Below are 830 nucleotides of genomic sequence, written 5' to 3'. Positions count from 1 at the left end.
TGGGTGGATGAGGAGTGGGAGCCGGCGGCGGGCGCGGCATGCGGGTCGTCCGGAGCCTGGCCGAGCTCCCCGGCGAACTGGCCGCCGCCCGCGCGGAGGCGGCCAAGGCCTTCGGCTCGGACGAGGTGTTCTGCGAGCGCTACCTGCCCGCCGGGCGGCACGTCGAGGTCCAGCTGCTGGCCGACGCCCACGGCACCGTCTGGGCGGTCGGCGACCGGGACTGCTCGCTGCAGCGGCGGCACCAGAAGGTGATCGAGGAGGCCCCGGCCCCCGGCCTGCCGCCGGAGGTCCGCGCCGAGCTGCACGCGGCGGCCCGCGCCGCGGCCCGGGCGATCGGCTACACGGGCGCCGGCACCGCCGAGTTCCTGCTCGCCGGGGACGGCCGGTTCTTCTTCCTGGAGATGAACACCCGCCTCCAGGTCGAACACCCGGTCACCGAGGCCGTCACCGGCCTGGACCTGGTGGCCCTGCAACTCGCCGTCGCCGAGGGCGCGGAGCTGCCGCCCGACCCCCCGGCCCCCGCCGGCCACGCGATCGAGGCCCGGCTCTACGCCGAGGACCCGGCCAGGGACTGGCAGCCCGCCACCGGCACCCTGCACCGGTTCGAACTGACGCTCCCGTACCAGGAGTTCACGTGTACCGGAGCGGGCTCCGGCGCCGGCCTCCGGCTGGACTCCGGCGTGGAGTCCGGCAGCGAGATCACCCCGCACTACGACGCGATGCTCGCCAAGGTGATCGCCTGGGGGCCCACCCGCGCGGCCGCCGCCCGCCGGCTCGCCGACGCGCTCGCCCGCGCCCGCGTCCACGGCCCGGCCACCAACCAGGAGCTG

General features: G+C 77.0%; 1 pseudogene. It reads left to right on the top strand.

Annotated features, from left to right (window positions below):
* Nucleotides 1-23 precede the first annotated feature (23 nt).
* Nucleotides 24-830 (top strand): annotated as a pseudogene (locus tag AE652_RS42340) (acety-l/propionyl-CoA carboxylase subunit alpha); the annotation flags it as partial.

The sequence above is a fragment of the Kitasatospora sp. MY 5-36 genome, from assembly GCF_001182915.1.
Classification (GTDB): Bacteria; Actinomycetota; Actinomycetes; order Streptomycetales; family Streptomycetaceae; genus Kitasatospora.
The sequence above is the reverse complement of the archived record's forward strand: the minus strand, read 5'-3'. Positions and strand labels throughout refer to the sequence as shown.